Raw genomic sequence first — 20698 nt, forward strand, 5'->3', positions numbered from 1 at the left:
GGTTTATGCTCCTTTTTCTTTTAACATTCTTACTGATTATACCACATTTAATTGGAAAATTCTTCTATTTTCCGTAATTTTAGTGATAAATCGTTTTCATAGCAATTTTATCCAATTTTGCTTCTAATTCATCAGATTTAGCTACAAAATGATGAGGAGATACAATGGTTTTCTGTTCCTCTTCATACCTGATGATGACTGGAATTGGGCCTTTATATTGCTCTAAAATATGCGAAATTTCTTGATCCGATTCATGATTTTTCACTTGAATCCAAAAGCGTTCAGCCACTGCTTCTCTTATTTCCTGTGCAATCATTTGCAGACGGCCATCACGGGACTGGATTTTCCCTCTGATATAGTAGAAGGCTCCTTCTCTTACTTCCTGCCCAACCTGTCGATATAAATCTGAAAAGAGGGTAACATCCAGTTTTTTCTTACTATCATCGACCTGTAAGAAGGCCATATTTTCACCCTTTTTGGTGCGAATAGTTTTAATTTTTTGAATTTCTACCAAGATAATAGAGTGACTATTTTCTGACAAATTTCCAATGGGTGTAATCGGATAAATAGACTTGCTGGCAATAGCTTGTAAGGGATGTTTACTGACTCCTACCCCTAAAAGCTCTTGTTCCATATAGAATTTTTCTTGTTCTGTCCAATCTTCCGATTCCTGCCAACTATAAATAGTATCTCCAAACAAACTTCCTAACTCTTTTACAAATTCAAATAAATTAGATAAATTATTGAATACTTTTTGACGATTTTTTTCAAATGAATCGAAAAGGCCAACTTTTACCAAAGGTTCTAGCAGAGGAAGTTTCAGATAATTCTCAGGTAATTTAGCTATAAAATCTTCAATGTTAGAATAGGGTCTATGTTCAATAATCCAAAGCGCCAAATCCTTGCTGACTCCCTTAATCGATTTCAGACCTAGATAGATGGACTTGTTTGCAATTTTATCGTGATAAGGAATAGTATTGATTGACAGAGGCGCTACTTCAAAGCCTGCTTCAAGGGCATCTGTTAGGTAATCACTGTTGGCAGAATTTAACATGACCTGATAAAAAATGGCTGGATAATGCGTTTTGAAATAGGCCAACTGGAAAGCCAAGGCTGAGTATGCATAGGCGTGTGACCTGTTAAAACCATAACCTGCAAACTTCTCCATGACATCAAAGACCTGCTCTGCCTTTTCCGCAGTATGACCTGCTTTTAATGCTCCCTGAATAAAGGAAGCCCTCATCTCATGCATGGCAGAGGCATCCTTTTTCCCCATAGCTCGACGCAAAATATCGGCTTTCCCAAGACTAAATCCAGCAAAACGCTGAGCAACCTGCATAACCTGCTCCTGATAGAGCATAATGCCGTAGGTTGGAGCCAAAATATCCTCCAGCACTGGATCCAGAACCGTCACTTCTTCCTGACCATGCTTTCTTGCCACAAAATTATTGATATAATCACTTGCACCTGGACGATTTAAAGAAGTAGTTGCTACGACATCTTCAAAACAGACTGGCTGCACACGCTTTAGCAGGCGAATAGCACCAGGTTGCTCAAATTGAAAGATACCTTTTGTATTACCAGAAGCAAAAAGAGCCAGCGTTTCTTTATCTTCCAAATCGATTTCTTCAATTTTCAGATGAATCCCTTCTGTTTCAGCAAGCAACTCTTGCATTTTCTGGACAAAGGTCAAATTTCGTAGCCCCAGAAAATCCATCTTCAAAAGCCCGCTAGCTTCAACTCCATGAGCATCGTACTGAGTCAGTGGGATTTCGTCACCATGCTTCAGAGGGATGTAGTTGGTCAAATCTTGGTCACTGATCACAACACCAGCCGCATGGACAGAGGTTTGTCTTGGATAGCCCTCTATCTTGCAAGCAATCTCAAAGGCTTTTTGGTATTCTAACTTACTATTGATTTGCTGACGAAACTGTAGATTGCCTTCATAGGCTGACTTGAGATTATCACGAAAACTGATTTTCTTAGTAATTGCAGACAATTCATACTCTGGCACACCAAAACGCTTCAAAACATCACGTAAAGCTTGCTTAGCCCCAAAGGTAGAAAAAGTAACGATCTGAGCCGCATGCTTACTGCCATATTTATTGCCAACATATCTGATAAAATCTGGACGATAAATATCTGGGATATCAATATCAATATCAGGCATAGTATAACGTTCACGATTGAGGAAACGTTCAAAAATCAAATTTTTCTCTACTGGGTCAATCCCTGTAATATCTAAGGCATAGGAAACCAAACTACCAACTGCAGAACCCCGTCCCATGCCCATATAATAGCCATTCGAGCGTCCAAAACGCAACAAATCCCAAACAACCAAGAAATAATCATCAAAGCCCATATCATGAATAACAGCCAATTCTTGATCTAGACGATTTTGATATTCTTTACTAGTCAACCCCTTCTGAGCTAGCCCCAGTTCAGCACGTTCTCTCAACTCTTCTACTGCTGGTCTAGCTGGATTAAAGCGAGGCAGTTTCAGACTAGTATCCAAGTCATAAGAAATACCTAAAATAAGCTTTTCTAAATTGTCCAAGGCTTGCGGAAAACGTTCTTGGAATAGTTTCTCTAAAGAACTTGCTGATATAAAGACATCTTGTCGTGAACGCAAGGGAACTTCTCTAAGCGGTAGATTTTCTTTAATCGCTGTTAACACTTGTAGAACTTCTCTATCCCTGCTTTCAAAAGCATTGACCCGATAAAGGGGCAAGATTGGATGATGAAATTCACTGACCGGTGTTTCTGGGTAAACCCCAATATAGTAATCACAGCCTATATTTAGAGACTCAATCTCTTCAAAATAAGGCACAATGACCGCAATATCCTCCAGGTATTGGGACAGGACTGACCAAGTTTTCTCCCCCTGCATCTTGGCTGTTGAAAGCTTCATCAACTGCTGATAGCCCACACTAGATAGAGCTAAAAAACGCAGATTTACTTCCTGCACATCCACTAAAAGAGTCATTTCAAGCCCTAATAGAGGATGAATGCCGTATTTTTTTGTAATCTCTAGAAAGTCGAAAGCCCCATATAGGTTATCAATATCCATCATAGCCAGATGAGTGTAGCCATAGTCTTTAGCTGCTCTCACATACTTGTCTATCGAAATGACACTCTCCATAAAACTATAGACTGTTTTTGTATCTAGTTGCGCAATCAATTTACCCTTCTCCTCTATCCTTCTCACTTTATTATACCATTTTTCAAAAAGAGAAAGACAAAAGCATCGAATCCTGTCTATATTTTATCCTTAAAGTAAAATTTTTTGAACGAAAAAGGTAAAAATACATTTAAAGAATCAAATGCTCCGGTAATTTTTTTACTTTTTTATCCCAAGAAGTGAATATATCTTTTAAAAGAGAAAGATACGTCAAGTTAACTTATTTGCTATAATAACTTGTTTCAGCTATAGAATAGTACCTGTTTTTCCATATAAATTGTATTCATTACTCTTTAATTAATTTCTTTCTCACTTAATGATTCCCTTTCTCCCTTTTTTTTGATATAATAATCTTAATTATTATTTTACAAGGAGGTTTTATGCGCTTTAATCAATTCAGCTATTTATCACTTCCAAGAGATACTATTTTATGCGATTTAAAAAAGTATGGATTTGATTTACCAGTCAACATTACAAATAAAAAAATGTTTGAAGCATTTCTTATTCGTTTCTTTTTTAATTATAAGGATATCACCTATCCTCTATCTAGTTTAGCAGTTGATAAAGAAACTGACTTACTGAAATTTTTTCAGTCAGACAAGAATTTAACTGCAGATATTTTTTATACTGTTGCTTTTCAACTTTTAGGCTTTTCTTATTTAGTTGACTTCGAAGACAGTGAAGCTTTTCGTAAGGAAACTGGATTTCCTATTGTATACGGTGACTTGATTGAAAATCTCTATCAGTTGCTCAGTACTCGAACCAAAAAAGGAAATCTCCTGATTGAACAACTGGTAAGCGACGGTCTTATCCCTGAAGATAATACCTACCACTACTTTAACGGTAAGAGCTTGGCTACTTTTTCCATCCATGATGCCATTCGTGAAGTCGTTTACGTTGAGTCTCGTGTCGATACCGACCAAAAAGGGCTACCAGACCTAGTCAAGGTTAGCATTATTCGTCCTCGTTTTGATGGACAAATCCCTGCTATCATGACAGCCAGTCCCTATCATCAGGGAACAAATGACAAGGCTAGTGACAAGGCTCTCTACAAGATGGAGGGCGAGCTTGAAGTGAAGCCTGCTCACAAGATTGAGCTAGAAGAACCTCAACTAAATCTCGTCAAACCTCAAGGTCAAGCTGATCTAGTGTCAGAAGCTGAGGAAAAGCTGACGCACATCAACGCTAGCTATAGTCTCAACGACTACTTCCTTCCACGAGGGTTTGCTAATCTATATGTTTCAGGTGTTGGTACCAAAGACTCTACTGGTTTCATGACTAACGGAGACTACCAGCAAATCGAGGCCTATAAAAATGTTATCGATTGGCTTAACGGCCGTTGCCGTGCCTTTACTGACCACACGCGCCAGCGTCAAGTCAAGGCTGATTGGTCAAACGGAAAAGTAGCAACAACAGGACTTTCCTATCTAGGTACCATGTCAAACGGCCTTGCCACTACTGGTGTAGATGGTTTAGAAGTAATCATTGCCGAGGCTGGCATTTCATCTTGGTACAACTACTACCGTGAAAACGGTCTGGTGACTAGCCCAGGTGGTTATCCTGGAGAGGATTTTGACTCGCTTGCTGAGTTAACCTACTCTCGTAATCTCTTAGCTGGTGACTATATCCGTGGTAATGAGACTCACCAAGCTGACTTAGAAAAAGTAAAAGAACAACTGGATCGCAAGACTGGCGACTACAATCAGTTTTGGCATGACCGCAATTATCTGCTCAATGCCCATAAAGTAAAGGCAGAGGTTGTCTTTACTCATGGTTCTCAGGATTGGAATGTCAAACCACTTCATGTTTACCAGATGTTCCATGCTCTTCCATCTCACATCAATAAGCATCTCTTTTTCCATAATGGTGCCCATGTTTATATGAACAACTGGCAGTCCATTGACTTCCGTGAGTCCATGAACGCCTTATTGACTAAGAAATTACTGGGACAGGAAACGGATTATCAACTTCCTACTGTCATCTGGCAGGATAATACTACTCCTCAGACTTGGCAGACTCTTTCTGACTTTGGGAATCAAGAAAGCTCAGAAATTTTCTCACTTGGTCAAGAAGAGCAGGTTATTCAAAATCAGTATTCAGATAAGGATTTTGAGCGTTATGGGAAAACATACCAGACCTTCAATACGGAACTCTATCAAGGGAAAGCCAATCAAATTACTATTGACCTTCCTGTGACCAAAGATCTCCACCTGAACGGTCGAGCTCAGCTCAAGCTTCGTATTAAATCCAGTACAAACAAGGGGCTCTTATCTGCCCAATTACTGGAACATGGACAAAAGAAATACCTACAACCTTATCCAGCTATTTTAAGTGCTAGAACCATTGACAACGGTCGCTACCACATGTTGGAAAATCTCTGTGAATTACCATTTAGCGCAACTACACAACGAGTAGTGACAAAAGGCTATCTCAATTTGCAAAATAGAAATGATTTACTGTTAGTAGAGGATATTAAAGCAGATGAATGGATGGATATCCAGTTTGAGCTGCAGCCAACTATTTACAAGCTAAAAGAAGGTGACACTCTCCGTTTAGTCCTCTATACTACTGACTTTGAAATCACCATACGTGACAACACCGCTTACCACCTGACTGTTGATCTTGAACAGTCAAGTCTTGCCCTACCTTGTCAAAAGGTATAATATCAGACTTCAATATGGAAGAATTCCAAGGACAAGGTCAATCCAAGACCCACTGACCTTCCTATCATCAGAGACACCCACTTGAACAGTCGAAAAAAACTACAACTTGGTATCAAATCCAGTCCAAATAAAGGCTATTAGAAGCCCTACTACTGGAGCTTGAACAAAAGATACCGCCCCATAACCAACATGTGTGACCCTCTATTATACACGCTACCACACCACATGTTGGACAATCTCTGTGAATTGCTGTTTAGCGTAAATTCACAACAAGTCGTGACAAAATGCTACCAAAATTGAATGATTCACTGTTAGTAGAGAACAACCATGCAGATGAAGGGATAGACAGTCAATTCATCTGTACCCAACTAGGGACAAGTTAAAGGAAGGAGACTCTCTCCGTATCGTTCTAAATTACTACTGACTTTGAAATCATCATACGTGACAATACCGCTTACCACTCGACTGACGATTTCGATCAGTCCACGCTTTCTGTACTTTGTACAAGGAGTAAATTTTATGAATAAATCTGAACACCGCCACCAACTCATACGAGCTCTTGTAACCAAAAACAAGATTCATACTCAAGCTGAGTTACAAGCTCTTCTTGCTGATAATGATATTCAAGTTACCCAAGCTACACTTTCGAGAGATATTAAAAGCATGAACCTCTCAAAAGTACGTGAAGAAGACAACTCTTACTACGTGCTCAATACAGGTTCTATCTCAAAATGGGAAAAACGTCTCGAACTCTACATGGAAGACGCCCTTGTCTTGATGCGCCCAGTTCAACACCAAGTCCTACTAAAAACCCTTCCTGGACTTGCTCAATCCTTTGGTTCTATCATTGATGCTTTGAGCTTCCCTGACGCTATCGCTACCCTCTGTGGCGATGATGTCTGTCTTGTCATCTGCGAAGATGTAGAAGCTGCTCAAAGATGCTTTGAAGAACTGAAAAAATTCGCTCCACCATTTTTCTTTGAAGAATAAAACAAAATTCCGTGTCCTGATTATGGCACGGAATCTTTTTATCTATTTTACTGAGATGGTTTTTCTTTTTTAGTTCGTGCTAATCTCAGGGCACGATTTGGATTGAGACGATTAAATAGTTCTTCCAATTTCTTTTCATTCCAAACATCTGCAGCGGAAACAAAATTGCCATCCGCATCTCGGAAAGATATCGGTTTATCTCCCATACCAGTCTCCTAGTCTACAAATTCAAACTCAAATTTACCAATGCGAACCAAGTCCCCATCCTTAGCACCACGCGCACGAAGGGCTTCATCAACTCCCATACCACGAAGCTGGCGGGCAAATTTCATGACTGATTCGTCACGATCAAAGTTGGTCATGTTAAAGAGTTTCATGAGTTTTTCACCAGAAAGTAGCCAGGTTGCATCATCATCACGACTAATTTCAAAGGCCTTTTCTTCCTCATCAAATCCATAGTAAGCTTCTTCTTCCATATCTGACTCGTCGTAGAGCAAGAATTCTGGTGTCTTGTCTAACAATTCAGCTGTAGCATCCAAAAGCGTAGCCAAACCTTGCTTGGTCAAACCAGAAATTGGGAAAATAGCTGGTAACTCTTCAAATTCATCGTAGTTTTCAGCTAATTTCTTCTTGAAGACTTCAAGATTTTCTTGACTTTCAGGCATGTCCATCTTATTGGCTACAATAATCTGCGGACGCTCCATGAGACGGAGATTATATGACTCCAACTCTTTATTGATAGCTAGATAATCCTCATAAGGATCACGGCCTTCGCTAGCTGACATATCAATGATATGAAGGATGACACGTGTACGTTCGATATGACGGAGGAACTGGGTTCCCAGACCGACCCCCTGACTAGCCCCTTCAATCAAACCTGGCAGATCGGCTACTGCAAAGGATTCACCGGATTGGGTACGAACCATTCCTAGATTTGGCACAATTGTCGTAAAGTGGTAGGCACCGATTTTTGGTTTAGCAGATGTGATAACACTTAAAAGTGTTGATTTTCCTACAGATGGGAATCCAACTAAACCGACATCTGCCAAGATTTTTAGTTCCAATTGCAACTCACGTTCCTGACCTGGTTCTCCATTTTCAGAGATTTCCGGTGCAGGATTTTTTGGTGTCGCAAAGCGGATATTTCCACGTCCACCACGTCCACCGTGAGCAACGATAAATTCTTGCCCGTGTTCTATCAAATCTGTCAAAACCTTGCCAGTCTCTGCATCACGAACGGTCGTACCTTGTGGCACTCGAACTCTAAGGTCATCAGCACCACGACCATGCATTCCTTTGGTCATTCCTTTTTCACCAGAATCAGCCTTGAAATGACGATTGTAGCGGAAATCCATGAGGGTACGCAAACCTTCGTCTACAACGAAGACCACATTTCCTCCACGACCACCGTCACCACCCCAAGGACCCCCATTAGGGACATATTTTTCACGGCGAAAGGCAACCATGCCATCACCACCATTACCAGCCTTGACCTTGATCTTGGCTGTATCTAAAAACATACTCATTTTTTCTTCTCACTTTAAAAAAGGGCTGGGAAATCCCAGTCACAAAATTTTCTTGAATCTATTTTATAGATTACTGAGGGCACCAATTGCAGTTGCAAAAATTCCCAATAAACTTGCTACTAGCATGATAATCACGATAAACAAGGTTATTTTCTCAAACATAGTTTTTTTACGATTTCCATTATCTCCAAATGCCATTTTTCTCTCCTTCGTTACATTCTATTTTCTATTATCTTAGCATGAATTTAGCTAGTTTTCAATAGTCAGTTGCTACTGGTGCAATAATCCATAAAATGATATAGGCTACAATTCCAGCTCCATAACCAAAAGCAAGAACACCCCATATTACACGAACAATAGTGGGGTCCATATCAAAATAATTAGCCACTCCAGCACAAACACCAGCAATCTTTTTATCATGACCACTTCTCATTAATTGTTTTTTCATAGCTGTTCCTCTTTCTATTCTTCACTGTTTTTCCAATAATCTCTGATGCTGATTAACTGTGTTTTTGATGCCTTCAGCATCCGTCTAGAACCTTTTACAGGCACAGCAACCACCTGTTGTGGAAGATACAAAACTGTCTTAAAGATACGCTGACTAACCGTATCATCTTTGGCTAAATCTTTCTCGAAATTATTTGAAATAATGGCATCCAAATAAAATTCATGCACCCGTTTTCCAAAGTTCTCAGCTGAAATCTCATATAATTTCTCTGATAAGCTATGCTCATTCATATCTGGTGTTGCAATTAGAGCCTCTAAAATAGCTCCAGCCAAATCATTCTCTCCATAATATAAGGTTCCGAACATCTTGTCATTGATGAGATTGTCCAGATAAGGATTTCCGTGAGCAATGACAGGCGTTCCACTAGCTAAGCTTTCCAAATATGTCAAACCCTGCGTTTCACTTGTCGAGGCAGAGATGAAGAAATCTGCCGCCTTATAATAAAGAGCCGTCTCACTAGGAGCAATCATGCCTGTAAAGATGACTGAATCTTGAATCTCTAGTTTCTGGGCTTGCTCTTTGAGGTCATCCAGATAAGGCCCATCCCCAGCAACTACCAGTTTCACCTTGTCTTCCTCTCTCAGAACTTCTGCAAAGGCTACTAGTACTGCTTGAATATTTTTTTCATAGGAAATTCTGGAAAGACTAAGCAGCATCTTTTCATCATCTTGAATCCCTAGTTTACTACGTAGTTCTTTTAGATTTTCTTGCTTGATTTCTGGACGTTCAAATTTAGCTAATTCAATTCCAGTTGGAATGACCCTCTTTTCAACCTTGACTTTATAGTCAGATAGCAAGTCCCGAACAATCTCACTCGGGCAAATAACCCCATCCACGTCATGAAGGAAACCTCTGACCAGATACTTAACCATACTCGGACGAATCAACATCCCCTTGGCAATATAATGCACATAGTCTTCGTACTGGGTGTGATAGGTATGAATAACTGGAATCTTCAATTCACGCGCAATCCAAATCCCCAACAAGCCTAGAGAAAATTCTGTCTGAGTATGGATAATATCTAGCTGATACTGCTTGGCAATTTCAAGCGCCTTGCTAAAGCCTCTATAGGCAAAGCGGCGATCTTTGAAAGCAAAGAAAGGCACACTTGGAATGCGGATAATTTGCCAATCTTCGTAGCGATTAACATCCTTATCTGTCGTCGTAAAGATAAAAACAGTATGTCCCTGCTTTTCAAGTTCTGTTTTCAAGGTTCGAATACTGGTCGCAACACCAGAAACCTGAGGAAAATAGGTATCTGTAAATAAACCAATTCGCATAGATTACCTCACTTTTTACTTTCTCCCTAAAGCGGCTTGTTTCTCATAAAAGTCCAACCAAATTTGTAACAGATGCTCTTCAGAATACTCTCTAGGAATATTCTTAGCTTTGTCTTTGAGATCTTTTAAGGCAACAGGATTTGCTTGATATTCTAAAATAGCCTCTTTCATCTCTTCTCTATCTGCTGTCCCCCGATAATTTCCCTCCAAAATAACCTTATAGAGATCCAAATCACGTAACATAATCGGAGCTTCACAACTGGCAGCCTCTAAAATAGTCATAGGGAAGAGCTCATTATAACTAGGCAACAAGAAAAGGTCCGCTAGGGCATACAACTCACGCATTCGCTCTGGTGATACGATACCTGGAAAAATCAAATTTTCAGGTGGATTATCCATCATTTTCTTGTAGCGTTCATAACCATCTGTCATACCACCAAAAGAGAAACCACCCGCCCAGATAAAGGTAATCTGAGGCAATTCCTCAGCCAGACAGATAAAATCATCAATCCCTTTGCGTTTCTGGACTTGACCAGCACCTACTACGATAAACTGATTGTCACTAACGCCAAGTTCTGTTCGCAGTCTCGCTACCTCTTCTTGTGGAAGAGGATGCCATTTTTCCTTGTTGACAAAGTTAGGAATATAGGTCACTTTTTCACGTGGAATACCAGCGGCCACCAAATCCTCTATAAACATAGGATTGACCACCACCAAGTGCTCCATCCGATTGTAAAAAGAAAATACATAGCGTTTAACAATTCCCTTTAAGAAAAATGGAATTTTCAAACTCCCCTCAAGTGTATCAGGTAAGAAATGCACATAGCCAATTTTCCTACCTGAGCGCTTCTTTTGGAATGTTGATAAATAATAGGGGAAATCAATTGTATGAAAGTGAGTCACATCTGCCTCGATTGGAAGATTTTCTGTAACAATCAATTGGTCCTTGGCATCACGGTGAAGAAGACGAACTAATTCACGGTAGGCACCTGAAACTCCTTGTCCTGCTACTTTCTCACTTGAACTCAACATATTGATTCGTAATTTCTTTTTTTCCATAACTACTATTATATCATTTTCTTTGAATAAAATCAGCAAAAGAAAGGAGAGACTAGAGGAAAAGAGGGGAAATTTCCTCGCTTTTCCAATGGTCTCTCATATACTTTTATCTGTTTACTTAATACCTAGCGCAATGCGTGCATAGCGACTCATTTTTTCAACGGTCCAGGCTGGATACCAGACTAATTTAACCTCAGTATCAGTTACTTCTGGAACCTCTGTCATGGCATCATAAATCTGGTCCGTCAAAAGGTCCGCTAGGGGACAACCCATAGTTGTCAAAGTCATATCAATCTCTGTTTGTCCTGTGTCGCCGTCAAAACGAATCTCATAAATCAAACCAAGATTAACAATATCAATCCCCAACTCAGGGTCGATGACTTCTTCCAAGGCTGATAAAATTCGTGTTTTGATAGTTTCGATTTGTTCTTCTGTATAAGCCATATTTATCCTCACTCTTAGTCTTCAATAAAATCACGAAGCGGTTTGCTGCGACTTGGTTGGCGTAGTTTTCTCAAAGCTTTAGCCTCAATCTGACGAATACGCTCACGGGTTACGTTAAAGACTTTCCCCACATCTTCAAGGGTGCGCATTTTCCCATCATCTAGTCCGAAACGTAGACGTAGAACATTTTCTTCACGATCTGTAAGAGTATCCAAGACCTCATCCAACTGCTCACGCAAGACGATACGAGTTGTATAGTCCACTGGATTTTCAATCACTTCATCTTCGATAAAGTCCCCAAGATGGCTATCATCCTCTTCACCGATTGGTGTTTCAAGCGATACTGGTTCTTGGGCAATCTTCAAGATTTCACGCACCTTATCAGGGGTCATATCCATACGTTCAGCAATTTGTTCTGGCGTTGGATCTTGTCCCAATTCTTGAAGGAGATTACGTTGTTCACGAACCAATTTATTAATAGTTTCAACCATGTGGACTGGGATACGGATGGTACGAGCTTGATCCGCAATAGCACGAGTGATGGCCTGACGAATCCACCAAGTTGCGTAAGTTGAGAACTTGAATCCTTTAGAATAGTCAAACTTGTCAACTGCCTTCATCAAGCCCATGTTTCCTTCTTGAATCAAGTCAAGGAACTGCATACCACGGCCGACATAGCGTTTGGCAATGGAAACAACCAAACGAAGGTTGGCTTCCGCAAGACGTTGTTTAGCTTCGATATCGCCAGCTTCAACTGCTAGTGCCAATTCTTTTTCCTCTTCATTGGTCAAGAGAGGAACGACACCAATTTCTTTCAAGTACATACGGACAGGGTCGTTTACCTTAGCCGAAGTTGAACCAATCAAGTCCTCGTCGCTGAGTTCTGGCTCTTCTTCTGCACTAAGAACACGCGCACTTGGATTCCCTTCGTTATCTGTGATTGAAATCCCTGCATCCTGAATCCGTTGCAAAAGATCTTCTATCCCATCAGCATCCAAGGTAAAAGGAATGACTAGACTAGCATTAATTTCATCGTCTGTTGCTGTCCCTTTTTGCTTATGATTGCGGATAAATTCTGCTACTTGTACGTCAAATGTTGTTACTTCTTTTTGTTTTGTTGCCATTATTACTCCATTCTTCTCTTTTGGGAAATTAAACGTTCCAATTCTTCTAGGGCTGTGTCGGTATCTCCTACATGGCTAGCTTCCTGCACCTTCTTTTTGATTCTCATATTGTCCTGATTCAAGAGAGCCTTGTTTCGAGTCATCTCTACTTCACTAAGTTCCTGCGGTGACATCTCAGCAGGCAAATCCTGAGCTAAGACTTGGTACCAAGCTCTTTCAACTTCCTCTGTCTGTTCTGCTAGAACTTCTGGAGGAAGATTGCCATACTGGCCAAGCAAGTCATATAAGACCTGAAATTCAGGTGTGTCAAATGCAAAATCTTCTCTCAAACGGTAATCATTCAAAACAAGAGGGGATTCCATCATTCGATAAAGTAGATGGGATTCTGCCCTCATAATAGCCGATAACTGCTTGGTGACAGGCATGGTGATTGGCGTCGGTCTAGAAATCCCTTCCATGCGATTCTGTCTTTGTGCCTGTCGACTCTCATTAACAATCTGCTCAATCTGGACATAATCAAAGGACGCCAGACTGTCAGCTAAAATATGAATATAGCTGTTTTGAGCAGTAATAGACTTTTCTTGAACAATCAAGGGAGCTATTTTTTCAATAAACTCAATCTGAGCCTGCAGATTTTCACTATTTTCAGGCTTGTACTGGTGAATGTAAAACTCAATCGGACTAATACGAGTTTTCGTTAATAGATAGGCCAAATCTTCTGGACCATTTTTTTGTAGATACTCATCTGGATCCAAGTTATCAGGCATGCTAACGATTTGCACAGGCATATCGCCAATTTCATCCAAGGCTTTCAATGTCGCAGCCTGTCCAGCCTTATCGCCATCGTAAACAAGAACCAACTTCTTGGTTAACCTTTTCAGATGCTCAACATGCTCACGACTCAAGGCCGTTCCCATAGACGCCACAGCATTTTCTATTCCAGCCCGATAGGCTGCAATAACATCCATGAACCCTTCCATGAGGTAAATCTCACTGGCTTTACCAGAAGATTTTTTTGCCCTATCCATATGATATAATTCGTAACTTTTGTTAAAAATTGCAGTCGATCGGCTATTTTTATACTTAGAAGTTTGTGAATCCGTTTTCTGCCAGATACGACCTGAGAAGGCAATGACCTTTCCCTGATCATTTGTAAGGGGAAACATAATGCGATTGTGAAAGGTGTCTACAAATTGATTGGCATCAGAGAGATAAAACAGTCCTGAATCTAGAAAATCCTCTTCACGATACTGAGCAGACAAACGTTGATAGAGATAGTTTCGTTCTGGAGGCGCTAAACCAATCCGAAAATGTTTGAGCACTTCATCTGTCAAACCACGTTGATAGAGGTAGTTTCTGGCCTCTTCCCCCATAGTCGTTGTCATGAGAATAGCATGATAAAATTTGGCAGCATCTTCATGCATATCATAAAGAGCTTGGTGAGGCGAAACAGGCTTCTGTTCATTATAAAGCGGTTTTTCTACCTCTATCCCGACACGCTGACCTAAGATTTGGACAGCCTCCATAAAGGGAACCCCTTGGTACTCCTCTATGAACTTAAAGACATCACCCGAGCGACCACAACCAAAACAGTGGTAAAACTGCTTGTCCTCTACAACGTTGAAAGAAGGTGTTTTTTCACCATGAAAAGGACAGAGCCCAAGATAGTTCCGTCCTGCCTTTTGTAAAGAAATCACATCTCCTATGACTTCCACAATGTTGGCATTGTTTTTGATTTCTTCAATGACTTTTTTGTCAACCATACACAATACCTCCATGTTATCATAGTTTACTTTATATAGTATACTTTATTTCTGAAAAAAAGTAAACCATTTCATACACTTTCCGTAATTATCTTTGCCTCATTTTTTAGATTTCAAGAGAAGATAAAAAACTCAGAAACACTTCCGTGCCTCTAAGTTTTGCTTCACAATTCTTGATGAAAATAGAGATTATCTATTCAAATAATTGATAGTAGTCTGAAATCTTCATCTTTGCTTTTTCTTCTTGGTTTAAATCTTGGATAATCCGTCCTTCTTTCATGACAATCAAGCGATTGCCGTATTTGAGAGCATCTTCCATATGATGAGTAATCATAAGGGCTGTCAGCTGATCTTTCTTAACAAATTCATCTGTCAATTCCATTAGGGACACACTGGTCTTTGGATCAAGGGCTGCAGTATGTTCATCTAGCAAGAGCAACTCAGGTCGCTTCAAGGTTGCCATCAAGAGACTCAAGGCTTGTCTTTGTCCACCTGACAAGAACTCAATCGGTGTATTCAAGTGTTTCTCAAGACCATTTCCCACTTTTTCAATGGTTGTCTGAAATTCATCCTTGTAGCTAGCCAGACGTCTCGGAAACAGTCCGCGTTTTTCACCACGAAACTTGGCAATCAAAAGATTTTCAGCTACCGTCATACGAGGGGCTGTCCCCATCTTGGGATCTTGGAAAACACGAGACAGATACTTAGCTCGTTTCTCTGGTGAAAACTTGGTAACATCTTCACCTAAAATACGAATAGTCCCACTGGTTAAGGATAAGGTTCCTGCAATAGTGTTAAAGAGAGTTGATTTCCCAGCCCCATTTCCACCTAAAATCGTGATGAAATCCTGTTCAAAAATTTCTAAGGAAACATCATTTAAAATAATCTTTTCTTCATCAAAGCCATTTTTAACAACTTTGGTTGCATTTTTTAATTCTACAATTGCTGTCATTTGCTTAACTTGGCTCCTTTCAAGATTGTTTGCTTAAATGTAGGAATCATGAGGCAGACTGCTAAAATCACGGCACTGTACAAACGAAGGTAGCTTGTGTTAAATCCAAGCGCAATAACTGCCCACACTAAGAATTGATAGGCGATAGAACCCACAACGATGGCAACCAAGCGCTCTGCCAAACTCAAACTCTTGAAAATAACTTCCCCAATAATCAAACTTGCAAGACCTACAACGATAACCCCTATTCCTCGAGATACATCAGCATAGCCTTCTTGCTGGGCAATGAGAGCTCCTGCAAGGGCAATCACACCATTTGATAAGACCAAACCCATGAGCTCCATGCGCCCAGTATGAATTCCAAAACTTCTAGCCATATCAGGATTGTCACCTGTAGCAATATAGGCTTGTCCGAGTTTGGTGTCCAAGAAAAAGAGCATGAGAGCAATGACAAGACTGACAAAGATAAGACCTGTCAATAGTTGGTTCAAATCTGAAGTAAAAGGCAAGACATCCTGAATTTGCTTGGTTCCAAGCAGTCCTAAATTTGCACGTCCCATAATCAATAGCATGATAGAGTGACAGGAAGTCATTACCAAAATCCCTGAGAGCAAGGTTGGGATCTTCCCTTTTGTATAAAGAAGTCCTGCTGCCATTCCAGCCAAACAACCTGCTCCAACAGCAACAAGAGTCGCTAAAAAGGGATTTACACCTTTGGTTATCAGAGTGACAGCAACAGCTCCCCCAAGAGGGAAAGAACCTTCTGTCGTCATATCTGGAAAGTTCAAAATCCTAAATGTCATAAAGATCCCCAGACCTAAAATAGCCCAGACAAATCCTTGAGAAATAATAGATAATATCATCTGTTTCTTAACCTTTTCTATATGATTTCTATTGTAAAAAATTGGAGGAGATGTCCCCAACTCCTCCATTACAGATTATTCGATCACTTGTCCTGCTTCTTTTAGAACAGATTCAGGAATAGTAATACCTAACTCTTGTGCCAATTTTTTATTGATTACTGATTTACCAGTTGAAAAGACATTAACTGGAGTATCAGCTGGTTTTGCACCTTTCAAGACTTGCGCAATCATTTTACCAGTTGCCACACCAAGGTCGTGTTGGTCAACTACAACTGATGCCAAACCACCAGCTTCTACCATGGCAGTTGCGCTTGGGTAGATTGGTTTTTTAGCTGATTGGTTGCTTGATACAACTGTTGAAAATGCAGATGCGATTGTGTTGTCGATTGGAACCCAGATAGCATCGACCTTGCTAGTCATAACGTTGACTGTTGAAGCAATTTCATTTGTTGAAGGAACTGCAAATGTTTCTACTGTCAAACCTGCTTTTTCAGCATAAGCCTTAAATTCTTCGACCTGTGTTTTTGAATTGTCTTCGCTACTTGAGTAAAGAGCTCCGATTGTTTTCACATTTGGTGTAAGAGCCTTAATGAGTTCAACTTGTTGTTGAGCTGGATTGTGGTCAGACACCCCTGTAATGTTGCCGCCTGGTTTTTTCAAATCTTTGACCAAGTTAGCTCCGATTGGGTCTGTAATAGCGGCCATGATAACAGGTAGGTCTTTTGTGGCGCTTGCCAAACCTTGAGCAGCTGGTGTAGCAATACCAACTACAAGATCATTGCCATTTGCAACCAACTGTTTACTCATTGTCGCAACCTTACTTTGGTCACCTTCTGAGTTCATAAAATCAATTTTAACTTGGTCATCTTTATATCCTTCTTCTGCAAGTCCATCTTGAATCCCTTTATAAATCAAGTCAAGAGATGGATGGCTCACAAACTGAAGGACACCAACTTTGGCAACTTTCTTTTCATTCTTAGCTTCTGGTTTATTCATTGAAGAGTAAATCAAGCTTCCTGCTACTAAGACTGCTAATGCAGCGATAATTCCAATTAAACGTTTATTTTTCATTCTATTTCTCCTTTTTTATTCCTTTAAAATACTTTACTTATCTAATACTCTTCGAAAATCTCTTCAAACCACGTCAGCTTCACCTTGCCGTAGCTATGGTTACTGACTTCGTCAGTTCTATCCACAACCTCAAAGCAGTGCTTTGAGCAACCTGCGGCTAGCTTCCTAGTTTGTACTTTGATTTTCATTGAGTATAAACAAGCGACGCCATCGTTTTCTTTCCATACTAACCTCCATCAAAAAAGTCCTCACACAAAAAACTTGTGTGAGGACGTCGATGCGCGGTACCACCTCAATTACAGGGAATTTCCCTATCGCTCAGTCTCGCAATAACGAGATGCACTGTAAGGTGTGCTCACCGAATTTTTATGATTTCAAATTCTAAATAACATCCAGCCCAATTTTCATCATCACCACTTATCTGTTTTCAGCTACCACAGACTCTCTAAAAAGTTTGTATGACTACTTTTCTGAATGGTTAAATTATATCATTTTTCAATTACTTGTCAAGACTCTTTTGGTATTTTTTTGAAATATCAAAAACTTCCCCTATAGAAAAGAGGAAGTTTGATCGGTATCAACCCGAATTACGCAATCCTGTCGCAATTCCGTTGATGGTTGTATGGATTAATTTTTCTTGATCGCTTGACAATTCTCCTCGACGTTGTCGTTTAATCAACTCCAACTGGATATAGTTGAGGATATTAAAGTATGGCATACGGTAATCCAAACTTGCTTTCAGATATGGATTTTCAGCTAATAATTCGTCATACCCTTCAATCTCTAGGATAACATTTTTCGTTAATTGCCATTCGTCTAAAATAGTATCATAAATAGCTTTCACTTGATCATCTTCACATAACTTAGCATATTCAAAAGCAATATTCATGTTAGATTTTGACAAGACCATGTCTACATTTGAAAGGAGAGATTGGAAGAAAGGCCAATTTTGGTACATATCTCGTAAGATAGCGATATTCTCTGGATTTTTATCGATAAACTCCTTGAAGCTTGATCCGACACCATACCAACCAGGGAACATGACGCGACTTTGTGACCATGAGAAGACCCAAGGAATGGCACGCAAACCACCGATTTCTGTAATAGTCTTACGAGCAGCTGGACGAGAACCGATATTAAAGCTGGAAATGGCCTTAATAGGACTTGACTCAAAGAAATAATCATAGAAGTGTTCATTCCCAAAGACTAGGTCTCGGTAAATATCATAACTACGGTCCACTACTTGATCCATAATAGCCTCATAGCGATTTGAGGTATTAGTATCACTCTTCCACTGAGTAATCATACGGTTAATAGCTGCTGAAACCAACATTTCAAGGTTATAATAGGCAGCATCTTTGTTACCGTATTTATTGCCAATTACTTCACCCTGCTCCGTCAAACGGATACGATCCTTGATAGACTTGAGCGGTTGAGAGGTAATAGCTTCATAAGTTGGTCCACCACCACGACCGACAGTCCCACCACGGCCGTGGAAGAAGGTAACCTTAACGCCAAATTCATCTCCAATAGCAGTCAATTGTTGTTGAGCCTTGTAGAGGGTCCAACATGATGATAAGTAACCACCATCTTTATTACTATCAGAGTAACCAAGCATGATTTCTTGGTAATTATTACGTGAAGCAATCCATTTCTTAGCTAGACCAAGAGAAAGGTATTCTCTCATGGTTTCTTCCGAGTGGTCCAAGTCCTCAATTGTCTCAAAGAGAGGAACGATTTGGACACGGGCTCTTTCTTTATCAACTAACCCTACTTCTTTTAGCAAGATTGCCAATTCCAGCATGTCTGATACGCTGGTTGCATGTGAAATGATAGTCTGACGAATAACATCATCACCCAACTTATCTTTCAAATTACGAGCAGCCTTAAAGATAGCCAATTCTTTTTCAAGTAACTCTGATTTTTCAACATGAGTAGCAGAAAGAATACGTGGATCTTCTTCCAATTCTTTCAAGAGAAGCTGGCATTTTTCTTCTTCACTGAGTTCGCTATAATGAGAATGAATTCCTGCTGATTTTAAGAGTTCTGCTACGCAGGCCTCATGAACACTAGAATCTTGACGCATGTCGATGGATGCCAAATAGAAACCAAAAATTTCAACTGCCTGAATCAGCTCAACAAAATCACCAGAAATCAGTGCTTCACCCTTATTTTCCAAGAGGGAATCACGAATAGTAATTAAATCCTTATAAAAATCATTAGCTGTTTCATAGCGAGCCCCAACTTCCTTATCCTCAATCAGATAGGTTTTTGTTGCTTGGATTTTTGATTGAATATCAAACAAGGCACGGCGGTAAAGCTCTTTTTCACGGTAGATAGAGTTATCCTTAGATTGACGAGCCATTTCTCTGACTTGTTTGCTGACATTGACAATACTAGTTGAGAGAGAGAACTCACGATAAAGTTGGTAAATCTTTTCATCGTAGTAGTTCATGATGACTTCACACTGGGTCATGGCAGATTTCTTCAAGGTATCTGCTGTAACAAAGGGATTTCCATCACGGTCTCCACCAATCCACATTCCCATGGTAATTGGTTTAGGATGTTTCAACTCTAAGCCATGTTTTTTAGCCAGACGCTTGTACTCAGCAGTCAAATGAGGAACAGCTTTCAGGAATGAACTATTGTAGTATTCCATAACATTCGTGATTTCATTGGTTACTTTCAATTTCTTTTCACGAATCATATCTGTCTGCATGATAATCTCAATATAACGACGGAGATCATTATGCCATTTTTCCTTATTAATCAGACCTAATTTCACATCACGATACTTACGCAAGAGGGTATGGATATGATTGGTCAAATCCAACATACTCTTACGTTGCACTTGTGTTGGATGGGCTGTCAAAACAGGGACAACATTCAAGTGTTCTAGAATTTCAACCGCATTTTCTTTTTCTGCAACCATTTTAATCGTTGCTGATAATTTACCAAGATAATCTTGATCGATATTATTTTGGTGGTTGATTTCATAGGCTAAATCCACGTCTTCTGAAATATTAATCAAAAGGGGCAAGATAGAGAAATAGCGTGAAATATAAGCCATTTCATCATTTGACAGACTAGTAACTAATTGGTTCAAGCCTTGATAATCTTCTTGAGTTGACAATTCCTTCAACTGCATGATTTTTTCAAAAGTCTCTGGGGCAAGCATGTTTTTGGTGATATCTTCTAACAATTCTGTTAAAATCAATACTTCTTCTTGCACGACAGCTTTATTACTATAGTTTTCTAATTTTTGAAGAGACAT

General features: G+C 39.9%; 17 protein-coding genes and 1 other annotated feature. Of the genes, 2 read left to right on the forward strand and 15 right to left on the reverse strand.

Annotation, left to right across the window (positions count from 1 at the left end):
- Nucleotides 1–79: 79 nt before the first annotated feature.
- Nucleotides 80–3181 carry a DNA polymerase III subunit alpha gene (locus CJ239_RS00655; protein WP_180958177.1) on the reverse strand — a complete coding sequence of 1034 codons (3102 nt, stop codon included), beginning with the start codon at nucleotides 3179–3181 and terminating at the stop codon, nucleotides 80–82.
- A 380-nt stretch (nucleotides 3182–3561) separates the two neighbouring features.
- On the opposite strand from CJ239_RS00655, the gene CJ239_RS00660 reads away from it, so the two are divergent.
- Both CJ239_RS00660 and CJ239_RS00665 read left to right on the forward strand, forming a co-directional pair.
- The gene (locus CJ239_RS00660) at nucleotides 3562–5844 is read left to right on the forward strand and encodes a Xaa-Pro dipeptidyl-peptidase (protein WP_102210190.1); all 2283 of its coding nucleotides are present in this window, start codon (nucleotides 3562–3564) and stop codon (nucleotides 5842–5844) included.
- A gap of 519 nt (nucleotides 5845–6363) precedes the next feature.
- Complete coding sequence (locus CJ239_RS00665; protein WP_102210191.1) at nucleotides 6364–6834, forward strand: arginine repressor; 471 nt, start codon at nucleotides 6364–6366, stop codon at nucleotides 6832–6834.
- Between the two features lie 47 nt (nucleotides 6835–6881).
- Here the strand turns inward: CJ239_RS00665 and CJ239_RS00670 are convergent, their stop codons facing one another.
- From CJ239_RS00670 to ppc, 14 genes are all read right to left on the reverse strand, one after another.
- Nucleotides 6882–7040, reverse strand: a complete 159-nt coding sequence (locus tag CJ239_RS00670; protein ID WP_001858283.1) for a hypothetical protein — start codon at nucleotides 7038–7040, stop codon at nucleotides 6882–6884.
- Nucleotides 7041–7049: 9 nt separating this feature from the next.
- Nucleotides 7050–8360, reverse strand: coding sequence for a GTPase ObgE (gene obgE, locus CJ239_RS00675; RefSeq protein ID WP_102210192.1), 1311 nt, complete (start codon nucleotides 8358–8360; stop codon nucleotides 7050–7052).
- Between the two features lie 63 nt (nucleotides 8361–8423).
- Nucleotides 8424–8558, reverse strand: coding sequence for a DUF4044 domain-containing protein (locus CJ239_RS00680; RefSeq protein WP_000863859.1), 135 nt, complete (start codon nucleotides 8556–8558; stop codon nucleotides 8424–8426).
- 58 nt (nucleotides 8559–8616) lie between these two features.
- On the reverse strand, nucleotides 8617–8793 hold the full coding sequence (locus tag CJ239_RS00685; protein WP_102210234.1) for a PspC domain-containing protein: 177 nt from the start codon (nucleotides 8791–8793) through the stop codon (nucleotides 8617–8619).
- Between the two features lie 29 nt (nucleotides 8794–8822).
- On the reverse strand, nucleotides 8823–10148 hold the full coding sequence (locus CJ239_RS00690; protein WP_102210193.1) for a glycosyltransferase family 4 protein: 1326 nt from the start codon (nucleotides 10146–10148) through the stop codon (nucleotides 8823–8825).
- A 15-nt stretch (nucleotides 10149–10163) separates the two neighbouring features.
- On the reverse strand, nucleotides 10164–11207 hold the full coding sequence (gene cpoA / locus CJ239_RS00695; RefSeq protein WP_180958178.1) for an alpha-galactosylglucosyldiacylglycerol synthase: 1044 nt from the start codon (nucleotides 11205–11207) through the stop codon (nucleotides 10164–10166).
- A gap of 114 nt (nucleotides 11208–11321) precedes the next feature.
- Nucleotides 11322–11651, reverse strand: coding sequence for a metal-sulfur cluster assembly factor (locus tag CJ239_RS00700; RefSeq protein ID WP_033683522.1), 330 nt, complete (start codon nucleotides 11649–11651; stop codon nucleotides 11322–11324).
- 14 nt (nucleotides 11652–11665) lie between these two features.
- Complete coding sequence (gene rpoD, locus CJ239_RS00705) at nucleotides 11666–12775, reverse strand: RNA polymerase sigma factor RpoD (protein ID WP_004259586.1); 1110 nt, start codon at nucleotides 12773–12775, stop codon at nucleotides 11666–11668.
- 2 nt (nucleotides 12776–12777) lie between these two features.
- A complete protein-coding gene (dnaG, locus tag CJ239_RS00710) occupies nucleotides 12778–14538 on the reverse strand; it encodes a DNA primase (protein ID WP_219716959.1) in 1761 nt (586 codons plus the stop codon).
- A gap of 193 nt (nucleotides 14539–14731) precedes the next feature.
- Complete coding sequence (locus tag CJ239_RS00715) at nucleotides 14732–15490, reverse strand: ABC transporter ATP-binding protein (protein WP_102210194.1); 759 nt, start codon at nucleotides 15488–15490, stop codon at nucleotides 14732–14734.
- Nucleotides 15487–16353 carry an ABC transporter permease gene (locus CJ239_RS00720; RefSeq protein ID WP_102210236.1) on the reverse strand — a complete coding sequence of 289 codons (867 nt, stop codon included), beginning with the start codon at nucleotides 16351–16353 and terminating at the stop codon, nucleotides 15487–15489. Before CJ239_RS00720 ends, CJ239_RS00715 begins: the two co-directional genes overlap by 4 nt.
- A gap of 75 nt (nucleotides 16354–16428) precedes the next feature.
- The gene (gene trpX, locus CJ239_RS00725; protein ID WP_000792150.1) at nucleotides 16429–17424 is read right to left on the reverse strand and encodes a tryptophan ABC transporter substrate-binding protein; all 996 of its coding nucleotides are present in this window, start codon (nucleotides 17422–17424) and stop codon (nucleotides 16429–16431) included.
- A 41-nt stretch (nucleotides 17425–17465) separates the two neighbouring features.
- A complete protein-coding gene (locus CJ239_RS11915) occupies nucleotides 17466–17612 on the reverse strand; it encodes a hypothetical protein (RefSeq protein WP_000695828.1) in 147 nt (48 codons plus the stop codon).
- A gap of 76 nt (nucleotides 17613–17688) precedes the next feature.
- Nucleotides 17689–17906, reverse strand: a binding site (T-box leader).
- Between the two features lie 95 nt (nucleotides 17907–18001).
- Nucleotides 18002–20698 carry a phosphoenolpyruvate carboxylase gene (ppc, locus tag CJ239_RS00730; protein WP_102210195.1) on the reverse strand — a complete coding sequence of 899 codons (2697 nt, stop codon included), beginning with the start codon at nucleotides 20696–20698 and terminating at the stop codon, nucleotides 18002–18004.

This window comes from Streptococcus sp. UMB0029, assembly GCF_002871495.1.
Taxonomy (GTDB): domain Bacteria; phylum Bacillota; class Bacilli; order Lactobacillales; family Streptococcaceae; genus Streptococcus.